Here is a 23,623-nt window from a genome sequence, read left to right as displayed (position 1 = left end):
AAGTTATGTACAAGCCCTAGAGAATAGACCGTTAAAATTTCGGCTATATTGTTAATGAGGTGAAATGAATTGAAGCTATTAATAGGAATATTACCAATCGCTCTATCATTCATTTTTTATTTGTCCGCTAAGCATCCAAAAATCTCTATTGTACTACATATTTCTGCGTACTTGGCACTGTATGTACTCGGTACAATTATTTCCATTAATATATACGATGTTTTAATACAAGATTTAGTTTTCATGACGAGCATTCATGGGATTTTACTGAATCCATTTTTCCTTATTGCAGGAGCGTATATAGGAACATACACGTTGTACCTACTTATGTCTCACATTATTATAAAAATAAAAAATGGAGCGTAATGAAATGCAACCAATATTTATCTGTCATACATGCAAAAAAAGAATTGTGAGAAAGAAAGATCTTATTACCGCCACATGGTACTTCCGCTTTTATTTATTTCACAGTGATTGTTTTAAACGACAGCAAGTGTTCCTCTCACGATTTATCCCAGTGAATACACTTTTCAATTTCTTTCTTATTATGTATGGACTTATTTTTGGCAGCATTCTTATGATTACAGAACCATCTATTATTTGGCTGATTTTCTTATTTCCCATTTTTTATCGGTTTCTTTCTTATTATTATGTGGAACGTTTTTTCTCTACATAACGTGCAGACTGACCTCTCGGAATACTTAAACATTCCCACTCATTTTCTTTTAACATCTTCCCAATATAAATAATCTGACCAATATGCAATGCATAATGAGAAATTTGCCTTTCAATTGCTTGCATGACAGTATGTGCTTCACCGCGAATGTATACCGTCTTCAATAAGTGCTCCGGCGCTAAAGTATTCATCGTATTAAAAACATATTTCCATCCTTCTTGCCAAGCTATAAGGGCTTCTTCTTTTGAATGATAGCATCCCTCAAATTCACCATCTCGATTACGATCTGTTTTTTCACCATCAGACGTTAAAAAATCCGTCCATCTAGAACGCATATTACCGTGCAGATGCTTAATAATAATCGCTATACTATTTGTTTCTTCATGAGAAGACCATTGTATTTGTTCATATGATAATTGAGAAAGTGCCCGTTCCCCTTGTTTCTTTGTTGCTTCAAAGTTCGAAATCGCACATTGCAAATATTCTCGTCCGATATCCATATTAGCCCCTACCTTCACCCTAGCTAATTTTTGTTCCATTTGGCAATTCCATATTAGGCTGAAGTAACACGACATCATCAGCTTCAGGAACACCACCAAGCACAAGCACTTCTGATTTGAATCCAGCTACACGCTTCGGTGGAAAGTTTACAACCCCAACGATTTGTTGACCGACTAAATCTTCTGGACTGTACCTTTTCGTAATTTGGGCACTTGACTGCTTTATCCCGATTTCTCCAAAATCTATTGCTAGTTTAATCGCTGGTACTCTCGCTTCTTTAAATTCCTCTGCATGTATTACAGTTCCAATTCTCAAATCCAAATTTAAAAAATCTTCAAAATTAGCCATTTATCATTCCCCCCAATTATTACTTAGACAAAATTCAAAAATCCCCTTCAAAAAAAGAAAGGTGCCTAAGCACCTTTCTTTTGTAATTCACTTGATTCATTTGATTTATAGAAGAAGAAACCGAGAATCCCGCCAATACATGATGGAATTAACCATCCGATTCCTTCGTTATATAACGGTAACATTTGTAGTACATTAGAAATCGCGTCAATTTTAATTTTCGCACTTTCTAAACCGTTAAAGAAACTAATTAACAATGCACCTAAAATAGCTCCAATATAAATTGTATTACGCTTCCCAATCCACTTATGGAAATACGAAAGTACGATTAATACAATTGCAACTGGATAAATGATCATTAACACAGGTAATGTTACTGCGATTAATTGTGTTAAACCTAGGTTAGATACAATTAAACTAAATACACATACCATTGTTACAATCGTTTTATGCGAAAGTTTTGGGAATAAGTTTGTAAAGAAACCCGCACACGCAGATGTTAACCCAACAGAAGTTGTTAAACAAGCGAGTATAATAACAAGCCCTAATAAAATTTTACCACTCGTCCCATATAGCTCATTTACAACATTCGTTAAAATAAGACCACCGTTTTCTGAAATACCAAGTGATGTACTTGTTGAACCAAGATAAGCAAGTGATAAATAAATTAACGTTAAACCAAGTACAGCAATAATACCTGATACGACTGTTATTTTTGCAATTTGACTACTCTCTTTTATCCCTTTAGAGCGGATAACTTGTACAACGACAATTCCAAATACGAGAGCACTAATTGCATCCATCGTTAAATACCCTTGAATAAATCCACCAAAGAAAGCATTCTCTTGGTAAGCAGCTAACGGCGCAGCCGGCTCTCCAATTGGATCAATAATTGCCTTTCCGACAATAACAGCAACAATTAATACTAATAATGGAGTAAGAAACTTCCCAAACCAATCCACTAATTTAGATGGATTTAATGATAAATACCACGTTATTCCGAAGAAAACTATCGTGAAAAGAAATAGCATGTACCACTCTGAAACCATTGCCTCTGATAAAAACGGCTTCATACCCATTTCAAACGAAACAGCTCCAGTACGAGGAATCGCGAAAAATGGTCCAATTGCTAAATAACTAATCAATGGGAAAATAAACGCAAATATAGGGTGGACTCTAGAAGATAGCGCTTTCAAGTCCCCCTCTACAAACGCGACAGCTGTTACAGCTAGTAGGGGTAATCCGACTCCCGTTACAAGGAATCCTATTGTAGCAATCCAAACATTCTCTCCTGCTTGTTGACCTAAAACTGGCGGGAAAATTAAATTTCCTGCTCCTAAAAATAATGCAAATAGCATCAAACCAATTGCTACCGTATCACCTGGCCTTAAACGTCCCTTCATGCTCTTCATTTGCATAGCATTTTTTCATTGTTTATCTCTATATTTTACAATATGCTATGCATCCTCCTCTCTGCTCAAGATGATAAAATATGCCCCTTACAAAGCAGTGTCTTTCTCCATAATTTCTCCATTCCCCTTATTTTTACTCTAATCATTAATACAATTGTTATTTTTGAATTTTGAGTTTTTTGAATTTTTAAATCATTAGAGTGTTATTACGTGGAGTATAGTTGTCAGACCTCTTTGTTTTTATCACACATATAGTAACATATTTAGTTGCAAAATAAAAACATATTTTCAAATTGATTTTTTTGAAAATCGAAATTATCTACATTTTTTATTCTCTTACACAAATATTGTTATAATCTCACCTATTATCTTGTCGTTATTTTAAAATAACTTTACACACGTAACATAACAAAAGCCATCCAAGATAATTAGATGGCTTTTGTATGTTACTCTATCGTTTCAACTTCACGTGGATTTTTCATCTCTTCCACATATACAACTCTAAATCCGTGATCTTCTAAATCTTTCAATAATGTCTCTAATTCACCGTCGTTAAACTCTTCTCCTAATGTAAACATAATTCTACGAACTAATAAGGCATCATTATCAAAAGTCATCAAACTTTGAATACCAGTGTATTTCTTTAAAACTGTCGATAACTTTTGGATTGCTCCATTATAGTCTTGCGTTCCAATCATGACAGAGTATTTACTAGAGTGAACGCCCCATGCATCCTCTAATAACTCAAAAACTTTTTTATGCGTTAAAATTCCAAGGAAAACCCCTTTTTCGTCAACTACTGATAAATAAGGCAATTTTTTTATTGTAAAAAATACTTTAAAGAAAGAAGAATCTTCTCTCACAAATCCCTCTTTATCGTTTAATAATTGCATTACACTCTCGTCAAGTGATCCTTTATATTCTAAAATATCTACTTTATATATATTCCCTAAAAATTTCTCTTTTTTTTCATCTAAAACTGGTACACAACGATACCCCGTTTTATTTAAATGCTCTAACGCTTCCCCTATCGTAATCGAACTTGAGCACAGTAAAACTTCCCTTTTTGGCACGTAATTCCCTTTAATCCTCATAAAAAGCCTCCTTATGTTAAAATACTTTCTGTGCCATAACTATATTATATTTTCAGAAAAAAATAAATAATTTATTTTATTTTTCTGAAAATTATTCATTTTCTTGTCATAATTTATTCATGAATCCTTCACTTGCACTTTCTTCCGCATCCAAAACCCTCCCTCTGAATTCTGAATCACTTCAATGTATCATTGTACGGACCTAATTGTTTTTTAGAAAAGTAATAATTTGTCTCCTTACTTTTCATTAACATATTTCCTTTTATAATTAAAAAATAGGTAGCTATTAGAAAGTAGATCACCCCAAATAACCAATCCAAATTTGTAGCCAGATTGTGTAAAAGAATATACCTCATATATACATAACCAATTGGAACATGTAGTAATACAACCGCACCTAATCCCGGATTATATATTGTTTTAGCTTTTATATTCGCAAAAATACCATGCCATATGAATTGAAAAAATCCCATTAAAATAGGTGCCAACCCAAGCCATATTATATTTTGAAAAAAAACCGGGAGTAAATAAAAAACATACGCAATCAAAATATTTATTACCATAGCAGATTGCGTATTTAATGGATAGCGGTCTGGTATATCACTTTTAAATATAACTACATTAAACAGACCAGCAAAATAACCTGGCCAACGATACTCTTCAAATTGATGCACTAAAATGGCCACAAAACTTAACCCTAACAGTACTTTTATTTCACTCATTTCTCCCAAATTCGCGACTAAAGAAACAACGACAATAATAGCGACAACTAACCCTATATCACACCAATGCTTTCTAAAGAAACTAGCCACCTCTATCACCCACTATCTCAATTTTTATAAAAATAGCGTTCAAATAGGAAATCAATCTGTTTTTCTACAGATGGTACTTTTATATCTGCCCCTGATTCGAGAATTGGCATCATTAATGTGGGAAGAAAAATGGATCCAAATATTTGCACCGTCATCATCATTAAAATTTCCCGATCCGTTTCATTTGTTATCTCGCTCAAAATATTCTTCACTTTACTGAAACCTAGCCTCTTCAAAAAATCCCCATATTCGTATTGAGATGTAAATACCGTAGTTCCCATTGCAATAATCTTCCTAACTAACTCCGGATATTGCCGAATTACTAGTACATAATCCAATAAAAATATTTTTAATCTTTCTTTTGCTGGCACTGTAATATTATCTAAAATAGAATAAGTGCCTTGAAAGCTAATTAATAAAACTCTAATCGTCTCACTAATTAACTTTTCTTTTGAACCAAAATGGTAATTTACTAGCGCTATATTTACATCTGACAATGCTGCAATTTTTCTTATCGTTACCTTTTCAAAACCTTCTTTTTTAATTAATTCCAATGTTGTATTTAAAATCTTTTCTTTCGTTGATACGTTTTCATTCCCCCCCAATTCATCTCCCCCTCTAGAATGTATCAGTTAAACAACGATTTAAACATCGTTTAATTTTATGGTATCACTTTCCAATTTTAAAAATCTATTTAATACTTTCGACATTTCCCTACATTCTCTTCATTCCACACAAAAAGCGTGAAAATGCAAAACTGTTCACGCTTTTTGTATTTGTACTGTTACATACCAGTTTCTGCTTTATATTCCACACATAAAATAGATTTCTAAATACAATTTAAAATTATCCATATGCCCATACATGAAGAAAAATATATTGTAACTTGCTCCAAAAACGGCTAAAATAAGAATAAGAATTTTCTGAATATTCAAAGAGTAGGTGGTTTATATGTCCTTATTACGCTCACATATATGTAAATTTATAATTGGTGTTATTGTTATTTTTGCCATAAGTCCTATTCCAGCTCTTTTTATTACACACAATTACTCTTATCAAAATGGATTTATTAGCATTTTTCAAAACTTCGCACAGCTTTCTTCTATATCAATTCCAAAGGTTGATTGGATGCATGAATCTATCTTTTTCTCAGCAAATCAAATGATACATACTTCTAATCATTCAACACCATTATTCCCTTACATATGGGAAATATATTTTATATCGATTGTTCGTTTTACTTTTACCCTTGCGATCGGATTTTTCATAAGTTTGGGTATCGGCCATTTATTTTTCAAAGTACCTAACTCGTTTAAAAAGTTTACTACTGTATTGAATTGGATACCTTACTCTTTTTGCACTGTAGTATTACAATGTTCAGTCTTATTACTACTTCTATACGTCGCACAATTTATAAACCTTCCTTACTACTCATCTTTTATCATCGTATGTAGTTCTTCCATGATTATCGTTATGCAAGCAGTAAAAAAATGGATTCCTTTCTTGAAAAACACAAATGAATATGAAATAAAACATGATTCTTTTCTTGTGGATACATTGTTTTTGGCGCTTACTTCGAACCATAAATCAATTTTAGGTTCCATCATTCTTTCATTCGTTTTTATGGAATGCGTTTTTCATGCAAGTGGACTGTTACAATTTATCGTTCAATTTGGCGGAAATTCACCCATAATTGTTACAATCGGCTTATTACTACTCTATATCCCATATAGCATACTTTCTTTCCTTCAAACACTATGGACCACAAACTACTCCAAGCAACAGTCATACACTTTAACGAGAAGTGTTCCAAAACCTTAATTGAAATAACCCTCTATAATCTAAAAGTAGGGGGTTATTCCTTTTGTATAGCGGACAAAATAACAGCAAATTCAAAAACTATTACAGAAACATACCAATATTTGCCCTTTTCCTTTGACTATTCTTTTCATTTGGATTTATTATAAAAGTATAACATAATTGCAGGAGGTGACATCTTTATTCCAAACCTTGGAATGGAGAACACACTTGGACATATTAAATATTTTTCTCATCTTTGTACTTATTCTTATTTCTGGCTTTTTCGTTGCATCAGAATTCGCTGTTGTAAAAGTACGAAAAAGTCGAATTGACCAACTTGCAAATGAAGGTAATAAACAAGCTTTAGCTGCAAGAAGCGTCCTATCTAATTTAGATGTTTATTTATCAGCTTGTCAGCTCGGGATTACGATCACTTCTTTAGGGCTTGGTTGGCTTGGTGAACCGACTGTGGAACATATACTACGACCGCTCTTTGAAAAAATTAATATTACTGGAACAATGGCTAACACTTTATCTTTTGTTATTGCTTTTAGTGTTATTACATTTTTCCACGTTGTATTAGGTGAGTTAGTTCCAAAGTCTTTCGCAATTCAAAAAGCAGAAGCAATCACACTCAAATTTGCAAGACCTCTTATTTTATTTGATAAAATTATGTATCCATTTATTTGGTTACTCAATAGTGCAGCTATATTTTTCACAAAACTACTCGGATTAGAACCTGCCAAAGAAAATGAACTTGCTCATTCTGAAGAGGAATTGCGACTCATTTTAGGTGAAAGTTTTAAAAGCGGTGAAATAAACCAAACCGAATATAAATATGTAAATAACATTTTTGAATTTGATGATCGAGTTGCGAAAGAAATAATGGTTCCTCGTACCGAAATGATTTGCTTATCTACTGAAAATACGTTAGAAGAAAATATGGATATCGTCGCAACTGAAAAATATACACGCTATCCAATCATTGAAAAAGATAAAGATGATATCATCGGGATGATTAATACGAAAGAAGTATTCCATGATCAAACGAAAGGTATTTATAAACCACTTGAATCTTATATACATCCTGTTTTAACAGTATTTGAAACAGTTCCAATTCGTAAAACGTTAGTCCATCTTCAAAAAAATCGCGTTCAGATGGCAATCGTTATGGATGAATATGGTGGCACTGCCGGACTTTTAACGATGGAAGATATTCTTGAAGAAATCATTGGAGAAATTCAAGATGAATTCGATGCGGATGAATCACCTATGATTGAAAAGCGTACACCTAAGCTTACTGTTTTAGATGGAAAGGTGCTCATTTCTGAAGTAAATGATATGTTTGGCCTACATATTGATGATAGTGATTTAGATACAATTGGAGGATGGCTTCTCTCTCAAGCAGTTGACTTAAATATTGAAGCTGGTTATTCCATTGAATATGCTGGTTTTCAATTTAAAGTATTAGAACTTGATGGACATCAAGTCAAAAAAGTTGCTGTACATAAACTAGATATTAAAAAGGAGCTATAAAGTGACTGTTTTATTAACAATTTGTATCATTGCCTGTTTCCTTGTTTCATTTCTCGCCTTTATTTATCCCATTATCCCTGGCATATTTGCTGTCTGGGCTGGATATTTAATTTACCATTTCGGTATAAATGGAGGAGAATTAACAACTTCTTTTTGGATTATTCAAGTCATTTTCACTCTTTTCATTTTCGTTGCTGATTTTATTGCAAATGGATATTTCTTAAAAAAATACGGTAGTTCTAAATGGGGCGAACGTGTCGGAATGATTTCTATCATTGTCGGATCGTTCTTCTTCCCACCATTCGGACTTATTATCATACCGTTTTTATCAGTATTTATAACAGAACTAGTGCATAAAAAAGCGCCAAAAGATGCCTTTCTAGTTGGAGTCGCTACTGTAGTTGGTTTTTTAAGCAGTACAGTAGCGAAAGCAATTCTCCAAATCATTATGATTGTCATCTTCTTGTGTTATATCATATTTTAACCATCCCGACTTCGGGATGGTTTTTTAATATGCAATACCTACTCGACTATTTTCATATATGTTTTTCTTACATAGATCCCATGCAAAGTGTGCTGTATCACCCACTGTAATTTTTGATCCACCTTCTGGCAATATATCTTTTTCAGTTCGATATACCTCTGTCGCCTCACCGTCTATTAAATGTGTCGGACAAACAACTGTCCAACATAAATTATTACTATTACTTAGTACCTTATATGCAGCCAAATGATCTTCTGCTGCTGTTGTCGTTTTCCTTTTTGATTCCGTTGATTGAAAACGATATAAATTTAGATCCGTTCTTGCTTGTAAAATACCAGCCGTTCCTATTGTTATGATCTTATGAACCCCTTCTTCTTCCATTTGCTTAATAATTTGCGGCATACTCTTCGCTAATGTTCCATTTTGATCCGTTCCAAGTGCACTAATTACTATATCGCTTCCTTCTATCGCTTTTTTTATATCATTTTCGTTCAATACATTACCTTCTATCACTCGTAACCTTTCATGTTGTATTTCTATTCTATTAAAATCACGCGCTAATGCAGTCACTTCAGCTGAATCCTTTAATGCTAAATTAATTATGTTTGAACCTACTCGTCCTGTTGCTCCCAATATACATACTTTCATTTGTTTTCCCCCTCTTTCATTCTCTTTCTATTTTTCAATAATATCAATCAATTTACAACAAAAAAGCTTCCTCATATATGAGAGGAAGCTTTATTATTACTTTATTTTTTCTCTTTAGAATCAGTAGACTTCTCGGTTCCGCTTGTTTCTTTATCCTTTTTATCCTCTTGTTGTGTTGTTGTGTCGTCTTCTTTCTTCTTGTCTTCACCTTTACTACAACCTACCATTAATAAAGAACTTGCAAGTGCCATAGCAGTTAATGATTTAACCCATTTGTTCATTTGCGTTTCCTCCCTGTGATAGAATATGTACAACCTCATATTACTCTCTATTTTTAAAGGAGAGATTGAAAAACAGTAAATATACGGTAAATTTTTGTAAATCTTCTGATAACAAAAACTAATTTAAATTTACATATTTCATTTCCAATCGATACACAATAAAACTAATTTTTTCTCTAAATGGACATAAAAAAACTAAGGCGCATACCATTCCGCCTTAGTTTCTCATGCAAACTTTTCATTTTCATATAGATGTGTAATCTTATATTCCTTCTTCATAACATATTGCCACACACTATAAGCGTAACGGTTCATTTTCAGGAAACAATTTTCCAAAAATGAGCGGAACTCCGGATTAGCAACTTCCACTGCAACTTGAGCAAACTTTAGAGCTAATCGTTTTAAGTGCGCAATATAACATGTTGCAATATGAATATCCCCTGTATATTTACTAACTGTTTCCTTTTCCATTTCATGCAAACCAAACTCCGTTGTTTCACAGGTTATATGTTGCACATTCTCTCCTTCTTGAAAATTTACTTGTTCATTATATGCTTGTAACATATATGGTAAATGGTGCTGTAATAGATTTTTTAATTCTTCGTCTCTGACCTTTCCAGCATACTCTCCAACCTTGTATATTAGCATATAACTATATCTCATTAACTCTTTCATACAATCCATGAAAGTGCCTCCCTTCTCTAGGGTCTATATGTTATAAATATGATGCTAAAACATTTGCTATTCTTGCTAAAAACCAATCCCATCTACTAATTTTCTCAAAATCTTCTTCAGAAAATCGTTTTGATTTATGAAAGTCTACCTTTAATCGACTCCATACTTCATCAACAACTGTTTTATCATATATGATACAGTTAGACTCACAATTTAAATAAAAACTTCTATTATCAAAATTCGCTGTCCCAATATCAACAATTTCTCCATCAATGATTGTTACTTTCCCATGAAAAAATCCATTTCGATATTGATAAATCTCCGCTCCAGCATGTAACATATCTTTCAAATATGGATAGGCAGCTTGTTTTAACAATATGGCATCACTTTTAAATGGCACGAGAATTTTCACATTAACACCACGATTTAATGCAGCTTTTAACTCTTTCACCATTTCTTTACTTGGTACAAAATATGGTGTAGCGATAATTAAAGACTTTTTAGCCTTTTTTAAAAGTGCCCCATACTTTTCCCATAAGCCTTTTCCATTTGAAAATAAATATTGATATTTTACATTCCCTAATGTCGGTATACTTTCATGTATAGGCATTTTTTCTCCTGTATCTTCTTTCCAATCTTCGGCGAACTTTCTTTCCATATCCGCTGCACCCTCACCATGGATGCGCATGTGATAATCACGCCATGGCCCAAACTTCGGATCTTGTCCAAGGTACTCCTTTCCGATATTAAAACCACCGACGTATGATACCTTTCCATCTATCGTAACAATACGTCTATGATTTCGTTGATGCAAAGAATAGAAAACATTTTTCAGTTTCGGTTTTTTACTAAATGTAAACTTCACACCGTTTTCCTTTAATCGGCTAATTACCTTTTTCTTCAGCTTATATCCACCTATCCGATCGACTGACAATTTCACTTCTACTCCACTAGATGCTTTTTTCTCTAATAACTGTAAAAACTCTTCGCTTATTTCATCTTTTCCTACAATATAAAAATGGATATATATATACTTTTCTGCTTCGTTTATATCCTCAAATAATTTTCTATATAACTCTTCACCGTTCGTATATAGTTGAAATTCACCTAATCGAACTTGTCCTAATTCATATTCACTAGCCATTTCCTTCCCCATTTCCACATCGATGTTCATCCAAATGAATACACCTATTAAACAAAGGATTATAGCGAAAAAGTGCTTCATGGATAAATTCCTTTCTCCACTTACTGTTATTTCTATATCTTCCCTTTTTTATTACATTATCATTCAAGAAAATATGTCATTGCATGATATATGTCCATATCAAACAATAGCTCATTTGCATATTGTATGTTGTATCTTAAAATAAAAGGAGGAAATAACAATGGGCTTCGCACATGGTAATGGATTTGCGCTATTAGTCGTATTATTTATCCTCTTAATCATCGTCGGTGCTGCTTGCTTCTGCTAAGTAGCTACTGTCATATGATATGTGGATGAAAAAACTATAAAAGCGGACACCTATTTTTAGGTGTCCGCTTTTCATTTTAAAACCATTTCCGCCTGCTATTGTAACTTAAATGGCTAAACATTTATCTCAAAAGGTTAACAATGTAGCTACTTTCTTACTCTCTGCCTTACGTATATGACGCTGCTCTGCACGTAACACTGCAATACGATGTAATTCTTTCTCTTCTTCTGTTTCAGGGATAACACGCGGTACTGGAACTGGATTATTTCCCTTACTAAGTGCAACAAAAGTAACGAATGACGTTGCCGCTATACGCTTCTCACCTGAAATTAAATCTTCAGCCACTACCTTCACAAACACTTCCATCGAAGTTCTTCCCGTCCAAATTACGAAAGATTCATAACTAACACAATCTGAAGAACGAACAGGATGTAAGAAATCAACCCAGTCCATAGATGCTGTGACACATTCCTTTCTCGAATGTCTGGATGCTGAAATAGAAGCAACCATATCCATCTCCGCTAATATCTTCCCACCAAATAGCGTGTTATGATCATTTAAATCTGTTGGGAATACCCGGCTCGTTTTGAACACCCTTGACTCATTGGCTGTTTTCCCCTTTACTTCTGTCATTGTTATCACCCCTTTAATGATCTATCCCTAATATTTCAATAATCCCTATACCAAATGAACTACACGTTTAATATTAGCAACATTCAGAACTTTTAGTCCACAAAAAAGAACCGATTTTATCAATCGGCTCCTCTAAATACATATTGTTCTTTCGGCTGTTCAACTTTATTCCATTTTGTTACTTCTAATACAGGAATATTCGCATGAAACGGCTGATAAAACTCAGTAGTTATCTCTCCTTCTACTTGAATCCAGTCATCATTATTCCACTCTACGCCTTCTGGTTTTTTCACTAACATACCATATACACCAGAATCCGCTACACAGTGTATAATACCGAAACGGAATAAGAAATATTGTTCTTTTTTAGAAGAATCATCTCTAAAAACAAACCCTTTAAAAGATAATTTTTTCCCAGTAAACTCGCCAGGATAATTATAAATTGTTTCCATACCCTTTAGGAAGTCTTCATCTTTCAAATTAATATTGTCTTTCGTAACAAACTCTTTCTTCCCTTTTTCCATTACACCGCGGTATCCTTCTTTCCCGTAATAAATGCTCGTATCAGGTCTTAGAAATTGTCTTGTCATAAATGGATCCTTACTTTCTGCTTGTGCAACAGGAAAATGAAATCCTTTCGCCTTAACAATATCTGAATCTAACGTTGCAATCGGGAAAAATAAGCCTGAGATAATTGGAAAACAAAACAAGGAGTACGAAAATGCTTTTTTCCACCATGTATTCTCATCTTTTGAATGATCATGTCCGCAATGGCTATGGTCACAACTGCAATCATTTTTCTCTTTTTCCTTTTGGTGCTCTTTTTGGAAAACGACGATAATTTGTACAATCGTTAAGAAACCTAAAATAATTGCTGCTGTTGTTGATAAATAGGCATACTTCATATTGATATACTTCGTAATGTTACCGGAAATATGAAGCTGCGCAATTAATATTGTAAAACCTAATAATATATATGCTCGAAACATAACCTACCACCCCATCGCATAAATGAGTAGTGAGCTTGCATAAACAACAAGAGTAACTGTAACTATAACAACAATTACAAATTTAGTTTTAAATGTCGCAAGCATCATAAACATATTTTTAATATCCACCATCGGTCCGTAAACGAGGAACGCGACAAGTGAAGCTGTTGAAAACGTACTTTGGAACGAAGAAGCGATAAATGCATCTGCCTCTGAACAAAGTGATAATATATAAGCAAGTCCCATCATAACAGCTGATGAAGAAAACGGACCTTGTCCAATAGCAAGAAGTGTTGAAGTTTGTACAAACGTTTGTACCGCTGCTGCAATTAACGCACCTAGTACTAAATATTTTCCCATTGAGAAGAATTCCTCAACAGCGTGTGTACATACATCCCACATTTTTTTACGCAGTGGACGCTTATTATTCACTTCTGGGAAGTGATCATCTCTTAATTGATGTTCTTTAAACATAAAGGATAATATAATTCCAACGATAATGGCTACGATAATCGCTACAATAGAACGATACCATACCATGTGCATACTACTCCCAAAGGCAACGTATGTTGCAAATAAAACAACTGGATTAATAATTGGACCAGTTAACATAAATGCAATCCCTGCGTATGGTGGAACGCCTTTTCCGATTAATCGTCTTACAATCGGAACAATTCCACATTCACAACCTGGAAACAACATGCCTAAAAAAGTAGCTAATAAAACAGACAGAAATCGGTTCTTCGGCATCCATTTAGCCACCATATCTTCTGTCACGAACATTTGAATGAATCCTGAAATAAATACACCAATTAGCACAAACGGAAGTGCTTCGATCAATATGGAGATAAAAATTGTATTCATTTGCAGGAATGCTTTCGGTAATTGAAACAATTCCATGATGTATTTCCTCCAACTTTTCATTAACAATATGTAATTTTAACCCCATTTCATTAATTGGACAAGGTTTATATGGCATACATACCCTTTATATACATTACATTGTACAAGTTATATTCTATTCAAAATTTGAGATTTCATAGCAAAAAAGCTGCTCTAGCGTAGTTATATAACTATGCTAGAGCAGCTTTCTTATCGTTAAAAGTAACGTTTCTTCCAAAAAACAAAAGCTAACGTGAAAGATAGTGTTACACATATGATGAGTACAATTACAAAACCGTGGGCTTCCCCTTCAAACGGAACCTTTACGTTCATTCCAAAGAAACTAGAAACCATCGTCGGTAAAGATAAAATGATCGTAATTGACGTTAACAGTTTCATAACACTATTTAAATTATTTGATATAACGGAGCTAAAAGTATTCATCATTCCACTTAAAATGTGACTATATATTTCCGCCATTTCAATAGCCTGTTTATTTTCAATTAATACATCTTCTAATAAATCTTGATCATCTTCATACATTTTTAAAAATGTACTATTACGCATTAACTTTTGAATTACAATTTTATTAGCCTTTAATGACGTTGTAAAGTATACTAAACTTTTCTCAAGGCCTAATAATGTGAAAATCTCTTTATTTTTCATTGACTGATTTAATTGATGCTCTAAATCAATTGTTTTTCGATTTATTTGCTTTAAGTATCTTAAATAATAAGTAGAAATCGTATATAAGAGCTGAAGTGCAAAGCGCGTCTTTTTAAACGTATAAAATTCTTTAATACGTTGATTAATAAAACGTTCAAAAATTGGATTCTCTTCTAAGCAGATTGTAACAAAACAATCCGGCATCACAATCATACCTATTGGAATCGTGTCATAAATCGAATTTCCTTCTTCGTCATGTCTAACTGTCGGAATATCCACGATAATTAAAGTATTATTGTCTTCCTTTTCAATACGAGAGCGTTCTTCATCATCCAAAGGGTCTTTAATGAAATCTAAGTCTACATTTAAAGTTTGTACTAGATATTGAATTTCTTCTTCTGTTGGATGAAGTACATTAATCCAGCACCCCTTTTGCATTTCCTCAATCTCTTGTAGTTTTCCGTTTCGGTCTGTTAAATATATATTTAACATACTATCACCCCGATTCTTTTTACATGTAGGAATCTACCTCTCTTAAATCACAGTTTTTAAACCGCCATTCTCAGCATATGAAACATACGTTTAAATTTCAATAGAAAAATTATTTTGAAAACGTTTTTATAGGAAAAATATTATAAAGTGAAACTTTAATCAGTGGGTGGCTTCATCCCCCCACTGATTATTAGCCCTCACAAATCGGGCTTTTACAGGCTACCCGCCCCCAACCAAACTTCTTTTCTTTCGCTGAATTTTGAGGTGAGGGTCTCACTGCCCGTTAAAGCGGGATAAACATAGAAAAAGACAGAGTGCTCTCTGCCTTAAAAGCTTATGTTGCCTTTATAACATATTTAGAAAGCATCCACAAGTTAAAACCGACTGAAATCGTATAGCCAGCGTATGTTGAAATGATAAAACTTACATAATCGAAATACGGAAGCAATACAATATTTAAAACTATCTTCACAATAATTCCAATCACTAGTCCTAGCACCGTCTTCTGCTGTTGATTGATTCCTTGTAGCATAGCAGCCGTTACTGTAAAAAGAGAAAATAGTATGCAAGCGGGAGCATAATACTGTAAAATGATTCTCCCCATCTCTGGATCATTTCCAGCACCGAATAAAAGAGTATATACAGGTTTGGCTAACACCATCATTCCAATTGCCGCCGGTACCGTAATTGCTACTACTAATACATTTGTTCTCGTAAAATGTTTGTACAATAGCTTCGTATTTCCTGCTGTGTAAGCTTTCGTCATCTCTGGTACGAGAGACATACTAAAAGCTGTCGCAACGGATACCGGGATAAGCACAACCATTTGAACAAGACCAATTATCGCATTAATTTTTTCCGCTTCTCCTTGCATATACCCTATTTGTATAAGTAGTTTATTAATTGTAAATGTATCAATCGTCTGATACAACGGAATTGCTAAGCCCACCACAACAAAAGGAATAGAATATGTAAAGAGCTCCTTATACAATGAGAAAAAAGATTTCGTTGTTTGTGGTATACTTTCCATCTCTTTTTTCTTTAAGTGCCTTCTCCTTCTTATATAATACGCACTTAAAACAGTTAATCCACCAACCGCTCCCATAAAGGCACCAAATGTTGAAATACCAACTGCTAGCGAGACAGATGCTTTTAAAATATATAAAACGACAAAGCTTCCTATTAAAATGGTTAAAACCCGAAAAAATTGCTCTACAACGACACTTAATGCAGAAGGCCCCATCGATTGGAATCCTTGAAAGAAGCCCCTTAATAAACTCATTACTGGCACAAGTATTAACGCAAAACTTACAATTCGAATATTAGTAGTAACCGCTCCTACACTATTCCCCGTTTGATCATTCCCATCGATGACAAGCTTAGCTAAATGCGGAGCTAGCATATATAACGTAAAACACGAAATGACTCCCATTATAAACATAAACACGATTCCACTTTTCAACACTCTCTTAACCGTATGATAATCATTCAGTTGATCATATTTTGATACCATTTTTGAAACTGCAAGTGGTAATCCCATTGTCGCAATGCTGAGCATAATGGTATAGGGACGATATGCATACGTGTATAAAACATACCCACTCGTACCGACCATTGCTGTAAATGGTATAACATATATAAATCCTAACATTTTTGATATCATCGTTGCCATCGTTAAAAATATAGTTCCACGTATAAACGGTGACCCTTTCATCACATTCCTCCGCTACGCTTTATTATTACACATTATGGACAACTCCTTTTTTTTAGAACCGGAAACAAATAAAAAAGCCAATGAAAAATCATTGGACTTTATGAACTGCACCCCAATTGTTAGACACAGTCTAACAATTGGAGGTGCAGTTTTTTGTATGACAAAATTTACGAAGGATTTAAAGTTAACGCTCGTTCAAGGATTTAATCCGAAAATAATTTCTCAAGCAGAATATGCAAAACAGATGCATATTACAAAGGCACAATTTCAATACTGGTTACGCTTATACGAACTCCATGGAGAAGAAGGTTTACACGAGGTCTATACAAATTACACCGCAGAGTTTAAACTAGACGTACTAAATTTTATGGCTCAATCGGGTATATCGTTAATGGATACAGCGGCTATCTTCATGATTCCTTCTTTTACAACGGTTTATCAATGGAAGAAGCAATTTGAAGTAGGTGGCTTAGATGCCCTTGAACCAAAGAAAAAGGGGCGTCCATCCATGAAAAATAAAAACACAAAACATGATACTAAAAAGATTCCGGCAGAAGGTTCAGTTGAAGCGTTACAAGCTGAATTAGAACGCTTACGTATGGAAAATGCGTATTTAAAAAAGTTGAATGCCTTAGTTCAAAACAAGGAAAAATCACCAAACAAGACAAGGCACAAGTAGTCTATGAATTAAGGCATGAGTTTCAAGTGAAAGAATTAGTAAAGTTAGCGGATATCCCTCGAAGCACCTATTATTTTTATGTAAAACAAATGGATAGAATCGATCCAGATGCCGATTTAAAAGTAGAAATTAAAGCGATTTATGATGAACACGAAGGTCGTTATGGATATCGTCGTATTCGTGATGAGTTAGCCAATCGTAATCAAATAGTGAATCATAAAAAAGTGCAACGAATTATGAAAGAGTTAGGTTTAAAATGTCTTGTACGTATGAAAAAATATAAATCTTATAAAGGAACAGTTGGTAAAATCGCACCTCATATTTTAGAGCGTAAATTTACGGCAGATACGCCAAATGAAAAATGGGTAACCGATATTACAGAATTTAAATTATTCGGTGAGAAACTTTATTTATCACCTGTATTAGACTTGTATAATGGTGAAATCATTACCTATACAATTGGCTCTAGACCGACGTATTCACTTGTTTCAGAAATGTTAGAGACAGCATTAGAAGGTTTACCTGAAAATCACCAACTAATGATGCATTCAGATCAAGGGTGGCATTATCAAATGAAACAGTACCGTCACGCATTACAAAAAAGAGGTATCGTACAAAGTATGTCTCGTAAAGGCAACTGTTATGACAACGCAGTAATGGAGAATTTCTTTGGAATCATGAAGTCTGAGTTTCTCTACATAAAAGAGTTTGAAAGTGTAGAGCACTTCAAAATAGAATTAGAAAAATATATAGATTATTACAATACAAAACGGATAAAAGCAAAATTAAAAATGAGCCCGGTGCAATACCGGACTCATTTTTATCAAGCTGCCTAATGAAATAACCGTGTCTAACTTTTAGGGGTCACTTCATTAACGCGCAGCTTTTTTCTTTTTGAAATACTTTAAACCAAAGTATAGAGCAATAAAAAGAACAGCTCCTATAATTATGTAATGTGTGTAATCAGATGCATACTCTTTAATTTGTCGCCAATTCCCACCAAGTTTTTCACCTAAGTATATAAATAGAATTGACCACGGAATGATCGCTACAACCGTATAAAGTGTAAATAGTTTTAATGGCATCTTAGCTAGTCCTGCTGGAATAGAGATCGCATGACGTACTACTGGTATAAAGCGCGCAGAAAATATTACGCCTGCTCCATAACGTTTAAACCAACCTTCTGCTATGTCTAAATGATGTTTATTAATAAGTAGATATTTCCCGTATTTCTCTACAACCGGACGCCCTCCGTAGTATCCAAGCCAGTATAAAAAGATTTGTGCTAAAGTACCACCAATCGTTCCGGCGATAACTGCACCAACAAAACTAATTTTACCATTCGCTACTAAAAAGCCAGCATACGAAAGTACAATTTCACTTGGGATTACTTCAATCATTAAAGCAAGAGCTACTCCAAAGTAACCTAAGCTTGCAAAAAATTGCAATAACTGATCTATTATGTTTGCTAACATGTTCTTTTTTATCTCCTTTTTTCTTCACATACCATCCCATTATTACATAAAGGCTGCAATCTGCCAATATCTTCATTTTAACAATATGTACAATTCAAGCAGGATTAATCTATTAATTTCTCTTTCTGTGGGTCTTTCATGTAGGCAAACATCTCTTTAATTTGGTCTTCTGTATTTCTAGCAATTGATAAATTAGGCAATTCATTTTCACCAAAAAACTCCACCTCTTCTGTTTCAATGCTAGTTTTCTTTTCTCCACCAATAATCTCGCATCCAATGAAAATCTTATATACATGCGTCGCCGATGGAGATGGTTGATGTTTTTCTTTATCAAATATAGCTAGTAACTTAAAATGATCTACCTCATAACCAGTCTCTTCGAAAACTTCTTTTGCTGCAACTTCGGTTGGCGTATAACCGACATCAGCCCATCCACCTGGCAATGCCCATTTTCCATCGCTTTTTTCTTTCACAAATAATAACTTTTCATTTTGAAAAACAACCGCTCTTATATCAACTTTAGGTGTTTGATAGCCTGTCTCACTTGCAAATAATTTCTCTACGACTTCCCAATCTGTTTTCGTGTAATGTGACATCATTGAAATAGAAATATCTCGTAATTGCTGGAAACGCTCAATATCATACACATCCTTAGAATACGTTAAACCCGCTTGAGCTATAGATTGTATTTGTTTTACCCAATCAATCCATTTAATCGTCATATATCCGCATCCCCATTCTCTATCAAATATATTACTTCATTTTTATTGATACATCTTTATTATACAAAAAAAAGAGATTGATAACGTTTCAATCTCTTTCAAAATTAATCCAATTCATGTAAGTGGTCTTGTATATACTTTCTTCTTTTATTTATATATTCATAAATCATATCAGCCTCTTGATCAAATGTTTCTAATTTTTCTTTCATGTATGGATCTTGTAGTAAATATGGGCGAATCAATTCACACAACCCTTCTACTTTCGGCCTCATAAACGAAACTGTAAATTGATTTTCTAATATTTCTTCCAAAATACTTCGATACTGCTTTCTAAATACAGGTATGTCTAGCAATCTTGCACTTAACGTATTATACCCTTGAATGCGAATATATTCATGATTAAGTGGTCTCCCTTGTACATCTCGCCCCCAAGTCGCATCATAATCCCACGGTATAACTTCAAATAAATTTGTTTCATCGTTATGATATAGTGCATAGTTATGAACGAAACCATCAAAGTTTTGCGTAAAAATAACTCCTGCTAACCATCGTAAATATTTATCTACATGTAGAAACTTCCCAATTTCTTTTTCATAGGCTTCCCTCGTCAAAGTATTCGCTTGAAATACAAATTCACTCAGTTGTTCTTCACTATTTTTATTCGAATATTTAAATTCATAACCCGCAAAGAGCTCTGTCTTAACATCTTTATCTCGTTCACTCATTAATGAAAAATTCGCATCATCATCTATCGCATAATAAATAGAACCACTCGGTAATCCTCTATTTTTCAAAAAATTTTCATCAACCGATTCTAACTGTAAATACACACCTTGAATTTGACCATTAATTTTTATAAATACATGTTGTGATTTTGGCGAAAGTACACCAATATCATGAAAAAAATCTAAAGATAATTTATTTCGTATGAGAGACGGATCCATAAACTCCGAATTTAAATGAAACTCTTTCGCACCTTGAAATTTTTTAGGCTTATAAAACATAACATGATAAGACTTTTTCTCAAATTCGCGAATATGAGCCCCACGGTATACGATATCAATGTCATACTTCTTTTTTCCATAAGTTAATTTTGCCGGCACTGGACTATCTGACCAAATGTCCTTTTTCAATTCCACTAAGTACATTGGATGAACAAAAAAATCATATGAAGGCAACATGTTTTCTCATCCCTTCTCAGTTCTCTTCATTCAATGTATGCGCCTTGTCTTGTCCATACATCCGCAATCATCTATTTATATAAAATTACACTCTTGTCCTGTTCAGAAAGATGCCTACATACATATCATGTTAAGGAAAAAGAATACCTTTTCACTTTAATACATGATAAGGAGGATTTCTATGAAACGTGATATTAGAAAAGCTGTCGAAGAAATCAAAAGTGCTGGGATGGAGGATTTCTTACACCAAGATCCAAGTACTTTTGAATGCGATGATGATAAATTCACTCATCATCATTGTACAACTGGATGTAAATGTACAACTGGGGGTAAATGTCCAAGAACAAGATGTACTCGCGTGAAACATTGTACGTTCGTTACAAAATGTACACATGTAAAAAAATGGACATTCGTTACGAAATGTACTCGTGTACGTGTTCAAAAATGGACGTTCGTTACGAAAGTAACGCGTAGAAAAGAATGCGTTTTAGTTACAAAACGTACTCGCAGAAAACATTGCACTTTCGTTACAAAATGCATACGCTTTGAAAAGAAATTTTTCTGGACAAAACGAAGTTTCTGTAAAAAATGCGAATTCTTCCCTAACAGACACGGTCACTCTTGCGATGATTCATGTGATCATGGTAAAGACTGTCACGATAGCGAACACAAATGGAATGATTGCAAAGGCGGACATAAATTCCCATCTTGCAAAAATAAGAAATTCGATCACTTCTGGTATAAAAAACGTAACTGCTAGTTTTTATACCACCCAAAAAAGGCCGTTTTGCGGCCTTTTTTACATTTATTGAAAGTGACTTATATCTGCAAATTGTTTCACTTTACCAATACCCTCTTCAAATTCTATTATGCTCAAACTGGCACTATGCATAAATGGATCATCCCACACATTTTCTATTTCAATTCCCGCGAAATGCCCTACAAGTAATTTTGCTGCTGCCGCATGAGAAACAATCAATATGTTTTGTCCTTTATGCCTCTCTAAAAGAAGTTGCATCCCTTCAATTACTCTTTCATAAACGGCCTCGAAATTTTCGCCTGATGTTGACTGAAAAAGATGTGGCTCATTCCAAAATAGATGTACTTCTTCTGGAAATTGCTTTTCTATATCCGCGATTGTTTGTCCTTCCCATATACCCATGTTGATTTCATAGAAATGCTCATCCGCTATAATGGGTATATCACGTTCCCCTTTTATTAACTCTGCCGTATGAAGTGTTCTTTCGCTCGGACTACTATAGATCGCATGGATTGGTAAATCTTTCATTCGATTCCCTAATTGTTTCGCCTGAACTATACCATTTTCAGTTAAAGCAGAATTTTTTCGTCCCTGCATTCGCTTCGCTACATTCCACTCTGTTTCACCATGCCTTGTTACATATATAGTTGTTTTCATTTCTTACTCCCCCTCACCATGTTGGTCGTAATTCCCACGGTTCAACTCTCCCTACAATCCACTCCGCTCGTTTACTTTCAATCCCTTTTATAACTCCATCAGCTATCTCTTCATGCGTAAGCCATCTTCCATATGTATCTTCTAAAATAAAACCTAAAATAATTCTATAATAAATACATCGCGTACTTCCTATTTTTTGTGCAGGCATACGTGATGCTTTACTACCTAAAATATGAAATAAACTATATGTTTTAGACGACAAATCTAGTTCTTTACAAATATTTGATAGTGCATGCTTTGCACTTGTGTGTACCCATGCAACAACTAATGTGATCGGGCCATTTTTCTTAATTGTACTTTTAATAGCTAGCTTTACATCTTCATCCTTATGATAATCTAACGAAAGGCATGTAATATTTTCTGGTGCAGAACTCATTCTCTTAACATTTTCTAAATTCACTTCATCTCGCCCGATAATAGAAACATAAAATCCTTTCTCACAAAGCCACATAGAAACTTTCTTTAGCATTCCTGTTCCACCAATTACAAGTGCATGCAAATGCTATCCCTCCCTAATAAAATGTCATATGAGGTTTCTCATCCCTATAATAATTTAAACGGTCTTGCAGTGTCCCTGAGTGAAACTCAAATTTATGACCGTCAGGATCAACAAAGTATATAGATTCACAATCTCTGATATCACGTTCTCTTCCTTGTAAAATATGAACATCATTTTCTTCTAATCGCTGTATTAAACATTTAAAGTCTCCTCGTTCAACAGAAAATGCAATGTGCGTATAGGATTGATGAATCTCATTTCTCGGAATATGCGTCTCTTCATTAAGCGCTATCCATACTCCACATATGTTAAAATAAGCCAATTTTCTTCCTTTAACTAATAATTCTCCTTCTAATACTTTTTCATAAAACATAATAGAGTTTTCTAAATTAGATACCGAAAAACAAATATGATTGATTCCCCTTAACAACTATAATTCCTCCTTATACAAATAAAAGATGAGCGAAAATTCACT

At 33.9% G+C, this 23,623-nt stretch carries 29 protein-coding genes; 8 read left to right on the top strand and 21 right to left on the bottom strand.

From position 1 onward, the window contains the following. The first annotated feature begins 69 nt into the window (after positions 1–69). Together ACUXVC_RS10135 and ACUXVC_RS10130 are read left to right on the top strand one after the other, a co-directional pair. On the top strand, positions 70–366 hold the full coding sequence (locus tag ACUXVC_RS10135) for a hypothetical protein (protein WP_000770728.1): 297 nt from the start codon (positions 70–72) through the stop codon (positions 364–366). A 4-nt stretch (positions 367–370) separates the two neighbouring features. After that, on the top strand, positions 371–676 hold the full coding sequence (locus ACUXVC_RS10130) for a permease (RefSeq protein WP_446026026.1): 306 nt from the start codon (positions 371–373) through the stop codon (positions 674–676). Here ACUXVC_RS10130 and ACUXVC_RS10125 read toward each other — a convergent pair. The 6 genes from ACUXVC_RS10125 to ACUXVC_RS10100 form a co-directional block, all read right to left on the bottom strand. After that, entirely contained in the window at positions 649–1,215 is a 567-nt protein-coding gene (locus ACUXVC_RS10125) for a DUF1572 domain-containing protein (RefSeq protein ID WP_071730034.1), read from the bottom strand. The two genes, ACUXVC_RS10130 and ACUXVC_RS10125, sit on opposite strands and share 28 nt — an antisense overlap. Then, positions 1,196–1,525: a chaperone CsaA gene (gene csaA / locus ACUXVC_RS10120; RefSeq protein WP_075719638.1), complete on the bottom strand. Its 330-nt coding sequence runs from the start codon at positions 1,523–1,525 to the stop codon at positions 1,196–1,198. The genes ACUXVC_RS10125 and csaA overlap by 20 nt, the downstream gene beginning before the upstream one ends. A 65-nt stretch (positions 1,526–1,590) precedes the next feature. Further along, a complete protein-coding gene (gene brnQ4 / locus ACUXVC_RS10115; protein WP_423249942.1) occupies positions 1,591–2,928 on the bottom strand; it encodes a branched-chain amino acid transport system II carrier protein BrnQ4 in 1,338 nt (445 codons plus the stop codon). Between the two features lie 455 nt (positions 2,929–3,383). Continuing rightward, positions 3,384–4,031 (bottom strand): cyclic di-AMP binding protein CbpA, encoded by a 648-nt coding sequence (cbpA, locus tag ACUXVC_RS10110; protein WP_001220528.1) that lies wholly within the window; start codon positions 4,029–4,031, stop codon positions 3,384–3,386. A 176-nt stretch (positions 4,032–4,207) separates the two neighbouring features. After that, positions 4,208–4,852, bottom strand: a complete 645-nt coding sequence (locus ACUXVC_RS10105) for an HXXEE domain-containing protein (protein WP_003270331.1) — start codon at positions 4,850–4,852, stop codon at positions 4,208–4,210. Positions 4,853–4,860: 8 nt separating this feature from the next. Beyond that, positions 4,861–5,448 carry a TetR/AcrR family transcriptional regulator gene (locus ACUXVC_RS10100; RefSeq protein WP_053564684.1) on the bottom strand — a complete coding sequence of 196 codons (588 nt, stop codon included), beginning with the start codon at positions 5,446–5,448 and terminating at the stop codon, positions 4,861–4,863. A 346-nt stretch (positions 5,449–5,794) separates the two neighbouring features. Between ACUXVC_RS10100 and ACUXVC_RS10095 the strand changes: the two genes are divergently transcribed. From ACUXVC_RS10095 to ACUXVC_RS10085, 3 genes are all read left to right on the top strand, one after another. Continuing rightward, positions 5,795–6,664 (top strand): hypothetical protein, encoded by an 870-nt coding sequence (locus ACUXVC_RS10095; protein ID WP_144465427.1) that lies wholly within the window; start codon positions 5,795–5,797, stop codon positions 6,662–6,664. 207 nt (positions 6,665–6,871) lie between these two features. Further along, positions 6,872–8,179 (top strand): hemolysin family protein, encoded by a 1,308-nt coding sequence (locus tag ACUXVC_RS10090; RefSeq protein ID WP_000353735.1) that lies wholly within the window; start codon positions 6,872–6,874, stop codon positions 8,177–8,179. Between the two features lies 1 nt (position 8,180). Then, entirely contained in the window at positions 8,181–8,663 is a 483-nt protein-coding gene (locus ACUXVC_RS10085) for a DUF456 domain-containing protein (protein ID WP_053564685.1), read from the top strand. 24 nt (positions 8,664–8,687) lie between these two features. On the opposite strand, the gene ACUXVC_RS10080 is transcribed toward ACUXVC_RS10085, so the two are convergent. The 4 genes from ACUXVC_RS10080 to cls form a co-directional block, all read right to left on the bottom strand. After that, positions 8,688–9,311: an NAD(P)-dependent oxidoreductase gene (locus ACUXVC_RS10080; protein ID WP_053564686.1), complete on the bottom strand. Its 624-nt coding sequence runs from the start codon at positions 9,309–9,311 to the stop codon at positions 8,688–8,690. A gap of 101 nt (positions 9,312–9,412) precedes the next feature. Continuing rightward, a complete protein-coding gene (locus ACUXVC_RS10075; protein WP_001045960.1) occupies positions 9,413–9,592 on the bottom strand; it encodes a hypothetical protein in 180 nt (59 codons plus the stop codon). Positions 9,593–9,817: 225 nt separating this feature from the next. Further along, positions 9,818–10,276 carry a spore coat protein gene (locus ACUXVC_RS10070; protein ID WP_000340543.1) on the bottom strand — a complete coding sequence of 153 codons (459 nt, stop codon included), beginning with the start codon at positions 10,274–10,276 and terminating at the stop codon, positions 9,818–9,820. A gap of 31 nt (positions 10,277–10,307) precedes the next feature. Next, on the bottom strand, positions 10,308–11,492 hold the full coding sequence (gene cls / locus ACUXVC_RS10065; RefSeq protein ID WP_142947183.1) for a cardiolipin synthase: 1,185 nt from the start codon (positions 11,490–11,492) through the stop codon (positions 10,308–10,310). A gap of 160 nt (positions 11,493–11,652) precedes the next feature. Here cls and ACUXVC_RS10060 point away from each other — a divergent pair, with 160 nt between their 5' ends. Continuing rightward, complete coding sequence (locus ACUXVC_RS10060) at positions 11,653–11,739, top strand: YjcZ family sporulation protein (RefSeq protein WP_000505094.1); 87 nt, start codon at positions 11,653–11,655, stop codon at positions 11,737–11,739. 126 nt (positions 11,740–11,865) lie between these two features. Here the strand turns inward: ACUXVC_RS10060 and ACUXVC_RS10055 are convergent, their stop codons facing one another. From ACUXVC_RS10055 to ACUXVC_RS10035, 5 genes are all read right to left on the bottom strand, one after another. Then, positions 11,866–12,372, bottom strand: a complete 507-nt coding sequence (locus ACUXVC_RS10055; RefSeq protein ID WP_053564687.1) for an acyl-CoA thioesterase — start codon at positions 12,370–12,372, stop codon at positions 11,866–11,868. A 119-nt stretch (positions 12,373–12,491) separates the two neighbouring features. After that, on the bottom strand, positions 12,492–13,361 hold the full coding sequence (locus ACUXVC_RS10050) for a TIGR03943 family putative permease subunit (protein ID WP_000488059.1): 870 nt from the start codon (positions 13,359–13,361) through the stop codon (positions 12,492–12,494). 3 nt (positions 13,362–13,364) lie between these two features. After that, positions 13,365–14,261, bottom strand: a complete 897-nt coding sequence (locus ACUXVC_RS10045; RefSeq protein WP_000418716.1) for a permease — start codon at positions 14,259–14,261, stop codon at positions 13,365–13,367. Between the two features lie 198 nt (positions 14,262–14,459). Next, complete coding sequence (locus ACUXVC_RS10040) at positions 14,460–15,401, bottom strand: magnesium transporter CorA family protein (RefSeq protein ID WP_000932389.1); 942 nt, start codon at positions 15,399–15,401, stop codon at positions 14,460–14,462. Between the two features lie 334 nt (positions 15,402–15,735). Then, positions 15,736–17,115 carry a putative polysaccharide biosynthesis protein gene (locus ACUXVC_RS10035; protein WP_078401162.1) on the bottom strand — a complete coding sequence of 460 codons (1,380 nt, stop codon included), beginning with the start codon at positions 17,113–17,115 and terminating at the stop codon, positions 15,736–15,738. A gap of 157 nt (positions 17,116–17,272) precedes the next feature. On the opposite strand from ACUXVC_RS10035, the gene ACUXVC_RS10030 reads away from it, so the two are divergent. Next, positions 17,273–18,630, top strand: a protein-coding gene (locus tag ACUXVC_RS10030; RefSeq protein ID WP_097856517.1) for an IS3-like element ISBce18 family transposase whose coding sequence is annotated in 2 segments (ribosomal slippage) — positions 17,273–17,729 and positions 17,729–18,630 — 1,359 coding nt in all. Because the reading frame shifts where the segments join, the coding sequence is not laid out codon by codon here. Positions 18,631–18,666: 36 nt separating this feature from the next. On the opposite strand, the gene ACUXVC_RS10025 is transcribed toward ACUXVC_RS10030, so the two are convergent. The 3 genes from ACUXVC_RS10025 to cotH all read right to left on the bottom strand — a co-directional run bounded on the left by ACUXVC_RS10025 (position 18,667) and on the right by cotH (position 21,172). Further along, positions 18,667–19,269 (bottom strand): DedA family protein, encoded by a 603-nt coding sequence (locus ACUXVC_RS10025; RefSeq protein ID WP_000880691.1) that lies wholly within the window; start codon positions 19,267–19,269, stop codon positions 18,667–18,669. Positions 19,270–19,373: 104 nt separating this feature from the next. Next, a complete protein-coding gene (locus ACUXVC_RS10020; RefSeq protein ID WP_000153584.1) occupies positions 19,374–19,991 on the bottom strand; it encodes an NUDIX hydrolase N-terminal domain-containing protein in 618 nt (205 codons plus the stop codon). A gap of 104 nt (positions 19,992–20,095) precedes the next feature. Continuing rightward, positions 20,096–21,172 (bottom strand): spore coat protein CotH, encoded by a 1,077-nt coding sequence (cotH, locus tag ACUXVC_RS10015; RefSeq protein WP_000938001.1) that lies wholly within the window; start codon positions 21,170–21,172, stop codon positions 20,096–20,098. 181 nt (positions 21,173–21,353) lie between these two features. Here cotH and exsB point away from each other — a divergent pair, with 181 nt between their 5' ends. Continuing rightward, a complete protein-coding gene (gene exsB, locus ACUXVC_RS10010; RefSeq protein ID WP_144465426.1) occupies positions 21,354–21,932 on the top strand; it encodes an exosporium protein ExsB in 579 nt (192 codons plus the stop codon). Between the two features lie 45 nt (positions 21,933–21,977). Here exsB and ACUXVC_RS10005 read toward each other — a convergent pair whose 3' ends face one another. Genes ACUXVC_RS10005 through fosB form a run of 3 tightly spaced genes read right to left on the bottom strand, consistent with a single transcriptional unit; the run spans position 21,978 to position 23,578 of the window. Continuing rightward, positions 21,978–22,589: a phosphoserine phosphatase 1 gene (locus ACUXVC_RS10005; RefSeq protein WP_053564690.1), complete on the bottom strand. Its 612-nt coding sequence runs from the start codon at positions 22,587–22,589 to the stop codon at positions 21,978–21,980. A 13-nt stretch (positions 22,590–22,602) separates the two neighbouring features. Then, complete coding sequence (locus ACUXVC_RS10000; RefSeq protein ID WP_069355458.1) at positions 22,603–23,148, bottom strand: short-chain dehydrogenase; 546 nt, start codon at positions 23,146–23,148, stop codon at positions 22,603–22,605. 13 nt (positions 23,149–23,161) lie between these two features. Then, positions 23,162–23,578: a FosBx1 family fosfomycin resistance bacillithiol transferase gene (gene fosB / locus ACUXVC_RS09995; protein WP_446026025.1), complete on the bottom strand. Its 417-nt coding sequence runs from the start codon at positions 23,576–23,578 to the stop codon at positions 23,162–23,164. Between the last annotated feature and the right edge of the window lie 45 nt (positions 23,579–23,623).

The organism is Bacillus sp. N6 (genome assembly GCF_052805735.1).
Note: the sequence above shows the minus strand (reverse complement) of the source record. Positions and strands in the feature narration are given on the sequence as shown.

Coding starts and splice junctions, on each gene's coding strand:
- ACUXVC_RS10125 (WP_071730034.1), bottom strand. CDS start 1,215: ATGGAACAAAAATTAGCTAGGGTGAAGGTAGGGGCTAATATGGATATC.
- ACUXVC_RS10005 (WP_053564690.1), bottom strand. CDS start 22,589: ATGAAAACAACTATATATGTAACAAGGCATGGTGAAACAGAGTGGAAT.
- cls (WP_142947183.1), bottom strand. CDS start 11,492: ATGAAGCACTTTTTCGCTATAATCCTTTGTTTAATAGGTGTATTCATT.
- ACUXVC_RS10035 (WP_078401162.1), bottom strand. CDS start 17,115: ATGAAAGGGTCACCGTTTATACGTGGAACTATATTTTTAACGATGGCA.
- ACUXVC_RS10050 (WP_000488059.1), bottom strand. CDS start 13,361: ATGTTTCGAGCATATATATTATTAGGTTTTACAATATTAATTGCGCAG.
- ACUXVC_RS10045 (WP_000418716.1), bottom strand. CDS start 14,261: ATGGAATTGTTTCAATTACCGAAAGCATTCCTGCAAATGAATACAATT.
- ACUXVC_RS10095 (WP_144465427.1), top strand. CDS start 5,795: ATGTCCTTATTACGCTCACATATATGTAAATTTATAATTGGTGTTATT.
- ACUXVC_RS10040 (WP_000932389.1), bottom strand. CDS start 15,401: ATGTTAAATATATATTTAACAGACCGAAACGGAAAACTACAAGAGATT.
- cbpA (WP_001220528.1), bottom strand. CDS start 4,031: ATGAGGATTAAAGGGAATTACGTGCCAAAAAGGGAAGTTTTACTGTGC.
- ACUXVC_RS10020 (WP_000153584.1), bottom strand. CDS start 19,991: ATGACGATTAAATGGATTGATTGGGTAAAACAAATACAATCTATAGCT.
- ACUXVC_RS10055 (WP_053564687.1), bottom strand. CDS start 12,372: ATGACAGAAGTAAAGGGGAAAACAGCCAATGAGTCAAGGGTGTTCAAA.
- ACUXVC_RS10075 (WP_001045960.1), bottom strand. CDS start 9,592: ATGAACAAATGGGTTAAATCATTAACTGCTATGGCACTTGCAAGTTCT.
- ACUXVC_RS10025 (WP_000880691.1), bottom strand. CDS start 19,269: ATGTTAGCAAACATAATAGATCAGTTATTGCAATTTTTTGCAAGCTTA.
- cotH (WP_000938001.1), bottom strand. CDS start 21,172: ATGTTGCCTTCATATGATTTTTTTGTTCATCCAATGTACTTAGTGGAA.
- ACUXVC_RS10080 (WP_053564686.1), bottom strand. CDS start 9,311: ATGAAAGTATGTATATTGGGAGCAACAGGACGAGTAGGTTCAAACATA.
- ACUXVC_RS10070 (WP_000340543.1), bottom strand. CDS start 10,276: ATGGATTGTATGAAAGAGTTAATGAGATATAGTTATATGCTAATATAC.
- ACUXVC_RS10060 (WP_000505094.1), top strand. CDS start 11,653: ATGGGCTTCGCACATGGTAATGGATTTGCGCTATTAGTCGTATTATTT.
- brnQ4 (WP_423249942.1), bottom strand. CDS start 2,928: ATGAAGGGACGTTTAAGGCCAGGTGATACGGTAGCAATTGGTTTGATG.
- csaA (WP_075719638.1), bottom strand. CDS start 1,525: ATGGCTAATTTTGAAGATTTTTTAAATTTGGATTTGAGAATTGGAACT.
- exsB (WP_144465426.1), top strand. CDS start 21,354: ATGAAACGTGATATTAGAAAAGCTGTCGAAGAAATCAAAAGTGCTGGG.
- ACUXVC_RS10130 (WP_446026026.1), top strand. CDS start 371: ATGCAACCAATATTTATCTGTCATACATGCAAAAAAAGAATTGTGAGA.